An 8076-nucleotide genomic window follows, 5' to 3' on the forward strand; every position below is an offset into this window, starting at 1 on the left:
CCCCTGTCCGGGGCGCGGGGAACTCCGCTTTTCGGGGCTTCGCCGGCGGGGCCGGGCGCCGGTCAGGTGTCGGTGGTGCGGAGGCGGGGGAGCGCGTGGGGGTGCTCGTCGCGCAGGTGGGCGATGAGCTGCTCGCGGATGTCGAAGCGGAGCCGGGCGGCGTCGTCGGGGGTGCGGGCGGTCATGGTGGCGCGGACGACGATGGTGCTGGGCGTGGTGTCGGTGACGTCGAGGGCCCACTCGCCGCCGTCCCAGAGCGGGTGCCGGTCGAGGCGGGCGCGCAGGGTGGTGCGCAGCTCGTCCACCCGGGTGGTGTGGTCGAGGTGGAGCAGGACGGCGGCGAGCAGGCCGGGGTCGCGGCGGGTCCAGTTCTCGAAGGGCTTGTTGACGAAGTACGAGACCGGGACGATCAGCCGGCGGTAGTCCCAGAGCCGGACGACCAGGTAGCTGAGGGTGATCTCCTCGACGGTGCCCTGCTGCCCGTCCACCACCACGGTGTCGCCGATCCGGACGGTGTCGCCGAAGGCGATCTGGAGGCCGGCGAAGAAGTTGCCCAGGGTGCTCTGGGCGGCGATGCCGGCCACGATGCCGATGATGCCCGCCGAGGCGAGCAGGCTGGCGCCGATGGTGCGCATGGCGGAGAAGGTCAGCAGCATCACGGCCACGGTGACCACGACGATCAGCGCGTCGGCGGCCCGGCGCAGCATGCTGATCTGGGTGCGCACCCGCTGGACCCGGGCCGGGTCGTCGACGCGGCTCTCGTACCGGCTGAGCAGGGCCTCCAGGACGGCGGCCACCACGCGGACGGTGAGCCAGCCCAGCGAGGCGAGCAGGAACAGCAGGAGCAGGTGCTGGGCGCCGTCGTCGTGCTTCAGGTGGAAGATCCGCTGGAGCGGCTTGGCGGCGAGCAGCAGGGCCGACACGACGGCGAGCTGGAGCGGGATCCGGCATCGGCGCAGGAGCGGCCAGACCGGTGCCGACGGTTGGCGGGCGGCGATCCGCTGGAGGGCCTGGTCGACGATCCAGCCGATCGCCAGGGTGGCGGCGACGGTGGCGAGCAGCGAGAGCAGCGGCCGGAGCATGCGCCGTACGATACCCGGGCACAGTGGGGCGAAGCGGACGTAACGGCGCGGGGCTCGGGTGACACCCCGGGCGGTGCTTCCAGGGGGTGCCTTTATCGGACGCCTACCCGGACGGCGGATACGATCAGCGGCCATGGAGTTCGGTGGGGCATGGCGTCGCTGGCGCGCCCGGGGAACAACGGTCAGACACAGGCTGCTGGCCGGGGCGGTGGCCCTGGCGGCCGTGGCCGCGGCCGGCACCGCGACGGTGGCGTCCGGCGGTGAGCAGGCGGTCCGTCAGGAGGACCGTTTCCTCAGCATGCCGGAGACGCCCGGCAGCGCCCAGCAGGTCCAGCTGGACACCTCCTTCTTCACCACCGGCGGCGGTCCGCGCCCGGCGGTGCTGCTCGCCCACGGCTTCGGCGGCTCCAAGGAGGGCGAGCGGCAGCGCGCCGAGCAGCTGGCCCGGCAGGGGTACGCGGTGCTGACCTGGTCGGCGCGCGGCTTCGGGCACTCGGGCGGGAAGATCGGCCTGAACGCGCCCGACCGCGAGGTCGAGGACGTCAAGCACCTGGTGGACTGGCTGGCCCAGCGGCCCGAGGTGCAGCTGGACGGGCCCGGCGACCCGAAGGTCGGCATCACCGGCGCCTCGTACGGTGGTGCGGTCTCGCTGCTGGCCTCCGCGTACGACCACCGGATCGACGCCGTGGCCACCCAGATCACCTGGTGGAACCTGGCCGACGCGCTGTTCCCGCAGGGCGTGCAGGGCTCGGGCGCGGCGGACGGCGTGTTCAAGAAGCTGTGGGCCGGGATCTTCTTCACCACCGGCTCGGCCGGGGACCTCGGGCCCTCCGGTGAGGCGCCGCGGGAGAGCGGCGGCCCCGGGCCGAAGACGGACGGGCCGGTCGGCTGCGGGCGGTTCCTGGAGTCGCTCTGCCAGATGTACGACCGGGTCGCCACCGCCGGGCACGCCGACCCGGACGCCGTCGCGCTGCTGGACCGCTCCAGCCCGTCCTCGGTGGCGGCGCAGCTCAAGGCGCCGACGCTGGTGGTGCAGGGGCAGCAGGACTCGCTGTTCCCGCTGGACCAGGGCGACCGGATCGCCAAGGCGGTGGCCGCCAACGGCGCCCCGGTGGCGGTCGACTGGTTCGCCGGCGGCCACGACGGCGGGACGGACACCAGCGCCCGGGTCGACGACCGGGTCACCGCCTGGTTCGACCACTATCTGAAGGGCCGCGGCAACGACACCGGCGCCGACTTCCGGGTCACCCGCACCGGCGGGGTCGACTCGACCGGCTTCCAGGCCGTGCTGCGCGGGGCCACCGCCGACCGGTACCCGGGCCTGGGCGGGACCGGCTCGCGGACCGTCGAACTGGCCGGCGGCGAGCAGACCCTCGCCAACCCGCCCGGCGGCGCGCCGCCCGGCATCTCGACACTGCCCGGCGTCGGCGCGCTCAGCCAGGCCGCCTCGCTGGGCGCCGGGCTCTCCCTGGACTTCCCCGGCCAGAACGCCGCCTTCGACTCGGCGCCGCTGGACTCGCCGCTGCACCTGACCGGGCAGCCGACCGTCCCGGTGCGGGTGACGGCCGACCGGCCGGACGCGGTGCTGTTCGCGAAGCTGTACGACGTCGGCCCGGACGGCAAGGCGGTGCTGCCGCAGCAGCTGGCCGCCCCGCTGCGGGTCACCGGCGCGGACGCCGGGCAGACCGTCACGGTGGCGCTGCCGACCGTGGACCACACCTTCCCGGCCGGGCACCGGGTGCGGCTGGTGCTGGCGAGCACCGACCTCGCGTACGCCTCGCCGGTCGAGCCGGCCACCTACCGGGTGGCGCCGGCCGGGGCGCTCACCGTGCCCACCGTCGAGGAGCTGGTCACCGAGGCGGCGCCGCTGCCCGCGCGGACCTGGCTGCTGCCGGTGATCGCCGTCCTGGCGGCCGCGGCCCTGCTGCTGGCACCGCGGCTGCGGCGCCGGCGGGCCGCCGCCGGGCCCGGCTTCGACCCGGAGCTGGCCGCCGTGCCGCTGCTGATCAGCGGGCTGAGCAAGCGCTACAAGGGCGCCCAGGACCGCTACGCCGTACGGGAGCTGGGCTTCCGGGTGGAGCGGGGGCAGGTGCTCGGGCTGCTCGGGCCGAACGGCGCGGGCAAGACCACCACGCTGCGGATGCTGATGGGACTGATCCGGCCGGACGCCGGGGAGATCAGGATCTTCGGGCACCTGGTGCGGCCCGGCGCGCCGGTGCTGTCGCGGGTCGGGGCGTTCGTGGAGGGCGCGGGCTTCCTGCCGCACCTCACCGGGCGGGCCAACCTGCGGCTGTACTGGCAGGCGACCGGACGGCCGGAGGCCGACGCGCGCTTCGACGAGGCGCTGGCCATCGCCGGGCTCGGCGAGGCGCTGGACCGCGCGGTGCGGACGTACTCGCAGGGCATGCGGCAGCGGCTGGCGATCGCGCAGGCGATGCTCGGGATGCCGGACCTGCTGATCCTGGACGAGCCGACCAACGGGCTGGACCCGCCGCAGATCCGGGAGATGCGCGAGGTGATGATCCGGTACGCGGCCGGCGGGCGGACCGTGATCGTGTCGAGCCACCTGCTGTCCGAGGTCGAGCAGAGCTGCACGGACCTGGTGGTGATGGACCGCGGGCGGCTGGTCACGGCCGGCCCGGTCGCGGACATCGTGGGCGCCGGCGAGCTGCTGATGATCGGCATCGCCGACCCGTACGACCCGGCCTCGGTGGCCGACAAGGTGGCCGCGCTGGCCGGGGTCGGCTCGGCGGAGGCCGTCGAGGGCGGACTGCTGGTGCGGCTGGACGGACTGGCGGCCAGCGAGCTGCTGGCCGAACTGGTGCGGCTGGAGGTGCCGGTGGAGAGCGCCGGGCCGCAGCGGCGGCTGGAGGACGCGTTCCTGTCGTTGATCGGAGGTGGAGCGTGAGTGCCGTGACGAAGGACCACACGGAGCCGGAGGGCCGGGTCGGGTCGATGGACCACGCCGAGGGGTACCGGGCGGGCCGGACGCTGCCGCTGCGGGTGGAGGCGGTGCGGCAGCTGCGCCGGCGCCGCACGATGGTGATCGGCGGGGTGCTGGCCGCCATGCCGTTCGTCATCCTGGCCGCGTTCCAGCTCGGCGGCACCCCGGGCCGGCCGGACCGGACCACCTTCATCGAGCTGGCCACCGCCTCGGGGGCCAACTTCGCCGTCACCATGCTGTTCGTCGGCACCGGCTTCATGCTGGTCATCCCGGTCGCGCTGTTCTGCGGGGACACCGTCGCCTCCGAGGCCAGCTGGTCCTCGCTGCGCTACCTGCTGGCCGCGCCGGTGCCCCGGGCCCGGCTGCTGGCCCGCAAGTTCGCCGTCGGGCTGGGGTTCTCGGCGGTGGCGGTGGTGATGCTGCCCGCGATCGGGCTGGTCGTCGGCACCGCGGCGTACGGCTGGGGGGACCTCAAGCTGCCCGCCGGGGTCAGCCTGCCGGCCGGGCAGGCGCTGCCCAGGATCGCCATCGCGGTGGCCTTCGTGTTCCTCAGCGAGATCGTGATCGCGGCGCTGGCGTTCTGGCTCTCCACGGCGACGGACGCGCCGCTGGGCGCCGTCGGCGGCGCGGTGTTCGCCTCGATCATCACCGGGGTGCTGGACGCCGTCACCGCGCTCGGCGACCTGCGGGAGTGGCTGCCGGCGCACTGGCAGTACTCCTGGGCGGACGCCCTGCAGCCGCAGCTGGAGTGGGGCGGCATGGTGCAGGGCGTCTCGCTGTCGCTCTCGTACGCGGTGGTGCTGCTGGCGCTGGCGTTCCGCGGGTTCGCGCGCAAGGACGTGGTGTCGTAGCCGGGCGTGGGGCTGGGGCCGGAGGCGGGGGCGGACGTGGGGCCGGAGGTGGGGGCGGACGTGGGGCCGGAGGCGGGGGCGCGGGGTTCGGCGGGGGATGCGGGATCATGGGTGGGTAGCTGACCTCCCTGGTGAAGGACCCGAACCGTGGCCCAGATCGTCCTCTTCCACTCCGCCTACGGGCTGCGCCCCGCCGTGCACGCCGCCGCCGAGCGGCTGCGCGCCGCCGGGCACACCGTGCACACGCCGGACCTGTTCGACGGGCGGACCTTCGAGTCCGTCGAGGAGGCGCAGGAGTTCCAGGAGGAGCTCGGCGGCCGCGACGAGCTGCTGCGGCGGGCGGTGACGGCGGCCGCGCCGGTGTCCGAGGGCGGGCTGGTGTACGCCGGCTTCTCGCTCGGCGGCGCGGTGGCGCAGAACCTGGCGCTGGCCGACGACAAGGCGCGCGGGCTGCTGCTCCTGCACGGCACCTCGGACCTGCGGGAGGACGCGGTCACCGAGATCCCGGTGCAGCTGCACATCGCGGAGCCGGACCCGTTCGAGCCGGAGGACTGGCTGAACGCCTGGTACCTGCGGATGCGCCGGGCCGGGGCGGAGGTGGAGGTGCACCGCTACCGGGGCGCCGGGCACCTGTTCACCGACCCGTCGCTGCCGGACTACGACGAGGACGCGGCCGAGCGGGCCTGGGCGGCGTCGCTGGACTTCCTCGCGGAGCTGGACGGCTGACGGCTGACGGCTGACGGCCGACGGAGGGGCGGAGCACGGAACCGCCCGCCCGGACGGGGATCCGGGCGGGAGGGGCGGAGGCGGGCGGGGTCAGGCCGGCGTGGGCTTGATCATGGCGAAGGGGGCGCCCTGCGGGTCGGCGACGACGGTCATCCGGCCGGCCATCATGTCGAAGGGCGGGGCGAGGACGGTGCCGTTGCGCTTGACCAGGGCGTCCACGGTGGAGTCGACGTCGTCGACCGCGAAGTAGGTCAGCCAGTGGGCCGGGGTGCCGGGCGGGTCGTTGGCGAGCAGGGTGGCGCCGCCCACCGCCTTGCCGCCGACCTGTAGCACCCAGTACGAGTCCACGCCCGGCATCGGCTCGATCTCGATGCCGAACGCCTCGCCGTAGAAGCCGGTGGCGGCCGGGATGTCGCTGGTGTGCAGTTCGTTCCAGGTCAGCGCGCCGGGCTCGTTGACGACCTGGGCGCCGAAGAACTCGCCCGGCTGCCAGACGCCGAAGACCGCGCCCTGCGGGTCGGCGGCGATCAGCATCCGGCCCAGGTCGCCGACGTCCATGACCGGGACGAGCAGGGTGCCGCCGGCGGCGACGATCGCGTCCTGGGTGGCCTGGGCGTCGGTGCTGGCCAGGTAGCTGGTCCAGACGGTGGGCGGCTCCGGCATCCCCTCGGGGGCCGATGCCGGGCCGATGCCGGCCGCGGCCTTGCCGTCGAGCGTGCAGACGGCGTAGCCGCCGAACTCGGCCGGGCCGGCCTGCCCCTGCCAGCCGAGGAGGTCGCGGTAGAAGTCCAGTGCGGCCTGCTGGTCCTTGGCCATCAGGTCGACCCAACACGGGGTGCCGGTCGCGTACGGGGTGGTGACTTCGGGCATGATCGCCCTTTCTGGTGAGGGGTCCCTGCCGGTCACCATCTCCTCGTGCACCGTGGTTCGCCACTCGAGACACCGCCCCGGCCGCCGGCTCTGTCGAGGCCCTGGGCGAGGGCAGGGGTGAGGGCCCGGGCGGCGGCCCGGGCGGGGGTGTCACCGATGGCCGTACCGGTGCGCCCGTTCGAGCGGCGGTCGGGTCGACACCGTGTGCGGCGGCACCGGCCGATGGTTCGAGCACTGACGCTTCTGTGTGGCACCACCAGCCCCTGTGCCGGCGCCTCGGGCGCCGGCCGCTCGCCACCGGAGGCAACCCCTTGAGAAAGAGCCACTGGACCAGCCGACGGTTCACCGCCGCCGTCGTCGGCGCGACCGCGACGGCGGTCGTCCTCTCCCCGGCCGGGGCCGGAGAGGCCTTCGCGGCCCGGGCCTGCTTCGAGCGGTCCGTCGAGCCGTACACCTCGGTGGTCGACAGCCACCTGCACTTCCGGCCCTTCGGCGGACCGGCGATCCCCTTCGAGGAGATGACCGACTACCTGCGCAAGAGCGGGGTCCGCTACGCGAACATGTTCGGCATCGGGCAGGTGCTGCCCGCCGACTCCGACTGCGTGTACTACCTCGACTGTCCCGGCACGCCCGTACGGCCGAGGATGCGCAACGACTTCGCCAACGCCGAGAGCCTGCGCGAGTTCCGGCCGACCGACCCGGACCTCACGCTCTCCATGACGTTCATGGACCTGCACCACCCCGAGACCGTCCCGCCCGGGATCGAGCTGCTGGACCGCGAGTACCCGGGGATGTTCCGCTGGGCCGGCGAGGTCAACGTCGTCAAGCAGGCGCTGTTCCCGAACCTCGCCGAGCCGGCCACCAGCGAGGACATCCCGAACTGGGCGCCGTTCATGAAGGTGTTCCGCGAGCGGGGGCTCCCCGTCACCTTCCACTCCGACCTCGGCAACGACGTCGAGCCGACGAAGTACCTGCACCTGATGGAGGAGATCCTCGCGCAGTACCCCGACAACAAGATCGTCTGGGCGCACATGGGCCTCTCGAAGGAGCTCTCCCACATGGACCCGGACGAGCACATCCGCATCCTGGAGCGGCTGCTCGACCAGCACCCCAACCTGACCGTGGACCTGAGCTGGCGGGTGCTGGAGGACCAGTACTTCAGCCTGCCCGGCGTACGGCAGAAGTACGCGTCCTTCCTCGACCGCCACCCGACCCGGGCGATCACGGGGACGGACTTCGTGGCGGCGCGGAACAAGGACTACGCGGTGTACGAGCAGGAGTTGGAGGTCACCAGCCGGATCAACCGCGCGCTCGGGGACGAGGCCTTCCGGGACATCGCGCTCGGCCAGAACTACTTCCGGCTGCTGGGCCTGAAGGCCAAGGCGCCCAAGGTCTGCCCGTCCGGCGCCAAGCCGGTCGGCAAGGACGCGACCTACCCGAGCCCGCCCGGGCAGCCCGCCGGCGTGGCCGACGAGGACTGAGCAACTCGCGGACGGTTGTCGGCCGTTGACGTGGCCCCTCGCGCCGGGGGGGGCGGGGGGGGCCCGGGGGGGGTGGGATAAAAAAAAAACAACCCACCCGAAACCAAAAAAACAGGGATTGG

General features: G+C 73.8%; 6 protein-coding genes. 4 read left to right on the forward strand and 2 right to left on the reverse strand.

Going from position 1 to position 8076, the window contains the following annotated elements; all coding sequences use genetic code 11:
• Positions 1-62: 62 nt before the first annotated feature.
• On the reverse strand, positions 63-1082 hold the full coding sequence (locus ACFRQN_RS38575; RefSeq protein WP_375873997.1) for a mechanosensitive ion channel family protein: 1020 nt from the start codon (positions 1080-1082) through the stop codon (positions 63-65).
• 133 nt (positions 1083-1215) lie between these two features.
• Here ACFRQN_RS38575 and ACFRQN_RS38580 point away from each other — a divergent pair, with 133 nt between their 5' ends.
• From ACFRQN_RS38580 to ACFRQN_RS38590, 3 genes are all read left to right on the forward strand, one after another.
• A complete protein-coding gene (locus tag ACFRQN_RS38580) occupies positions 1216-3990 on the forward strand; it encodes an alpha/beta fold hydrolase (RefSeq protein WP_380745266.1) in 2775 nt (924 codons plus the stop codon).
• A gap of 47 nt (positions 3991-4037) precedes the next feature.
• The gene (locus ACFRQN_RS38585) at positions 4038-4877 is read left to right on the forward strand and encodes an ABC transporter permease (RefSeq protein ID WP_049649556.1); all 840 of its coding nucleotides are present in this window, start codon (positions 4038-4040) and stop codon (positions 4875-4877) included.
• Between the two features lie 147 nt (positions 4878-5024).
• Positions 5025-5603: a dienelactone hydrolase family protein gene (locus tag ACFRQN_RS38590; RefSeq protein WP_375873996.1), complete on the forward strand. Its 579-nt coding sequence runs from the start codon at positions 5025-5027 to the stop codon at positions 5601-5603.
• Positions 5604-5693: 90 nt separating this feature from the next.
• On the opposite strand, the gene ACFRQN_RS38595 is transcribed toward ACFRQN_RS38590, so the two are convergent.
• On the reverse strand, positions 5694-6473 hold the full coding sequence (locus ACFRQN_RS38595) for a VOC family protein (RefSeq protein ID WP_049649537.1): 780 nt from the start codon (positions 6471-6473) through the stop codon (positions 5694-5696).
• A gap of 311 nt (positions 6474-6784) precedes the next feature.
• On the opposite strand from ACFRQN_RS38595, the gene ACFRQN_RS38600 reads away from it, so the two are divergent.
• Entirely contained in the window at positions 6785-7954 is a 1170-nt protein-coding gene (locus ACFRQN_RS38600; RefSeq protein ID WP_063780040.1) for an amidohydrolase family protein, read from the forward strand.
• The last annotated feature ends 122 nt before the right edge of the window (positions 7955-8076 follow it).

It is taken from the genome of Kitasatospora sp. NPDC056800 (assembly GCF_042789775.1).
Taxonomy (GTDB): domain Bacteria; phylum Actinomycetota; class Actinomycetes; order Streptomycetales; family Streptomycetaceae; genus Kitasatospora.

Excerpts from the sequence above, each read along its gene's own strand:
- ACFRQN_RS38585 (WP_049649556.1), top strand. The coding sequence starts at position 4,038 with ATGGACCACGCCGAGGGGTACCGGGCGGGCCGGACGCTGCCGCTGCGG.
- ACFRQN_RS38580 (WP_380745266.1), top strand. The coding sequence starts at position 1,216 with ATGGAGTTCGGTGGGGCATGGCGTCGCTGGCGCGCCCGGGGAACAACG.
- ACFRQN_RS38575 (WP_375873997.1), bottom strand. The coding sequence starts at position 1,082 with ATGCTCCGGCCGCTGCTCTCGCTGCTCGCCACCGTCGCCGCCACCCTG.
- ACFRQN_RS38595 (WP_049649537.1), bottom strand. The coding sequence starts at position 6,473 with ATGCCCGAAGTCACCACCCCGTACGCGACCGGCACCCCGTGTTGGGTC.